The organism is Streptomyces sp. SP17BM10, assembly GCF_036322405.1.
In the GTDB taxonomy this organism is placed as follows: domain Bacteria; phylum Actinomycetota; class Actinomycetes; order Streptomycetales; family Streptomycetaceae; genus Kitasatospora.
In genome coordinates, this window is the sequence record NZ_JAQYXB010000510.1 from 1 (window position 1) to 611 (window position 611).

The following is a 611-nucleotide window of genomic DNA, read 5'->3' on the forward strand; positions in this document are numbered from 1 at the left end:
GCGCCCCAAGGTCGATGCCGCCTGGAACCTCCACGAGCTGACCAAGGACCAGGACCTCAAGGCCTTCGTCCTCTTCTCCTCCATTTCCGGCGTCATGGGCAGCGCGGGCCAGGGCAACTACGCCGCAGCGAACGTCTACCTGGACTCCCTCGCGCACTGGCGCCGCCACCAGGGCCTCGCCGCCCAGTCCCTCGGCTGGGGCGCCTGGATGCCGACCGCCGGCATGACGGGGACGCTCTCCGAAACCGACCTGCACCGCATCCACGCCTCCGGAGTCCCGCCCCTCGCCGAGGAGGACGGCCTCGCGCTCCTCGACGCCGCCATGGCCGTCGACGAGCCGTACCTCGTCGCGACCGGCCGCATGGCCGCCGGTGCCCGCCCGCGCGGTGAGGTGCCGACGATGTTCCGCGCCCTCCTGCCCGGCGGTCGCCGCACGGCCTCCGCCACCGGCACCGGCGCCGCCACCATGACCGCCCTCGCGGCCCGGCTCCACGAGCTGCGCGAGGCGGACCGGCTGCGCCACGTCGTCGACCTGGTCCGCACCGAGGCCGCCGCCGTCCTCGGCCACGCCTCACCGCAGGCCGTCGCCGCCGACCGGGACTTCCACGACC

Annotated in this window: 1 protein-coding gene; it reads left to right on the top strand. The window is 75.1% G+C overall.

Translation table 11 applies throughout. The features are described from left to right. The coding region (locus PUR71_RS09320) for a beta-ketoacyl reductase (protein WP_329925962.1) at positions 1-611 on the top strand (611 nt) is incomplete at both ends.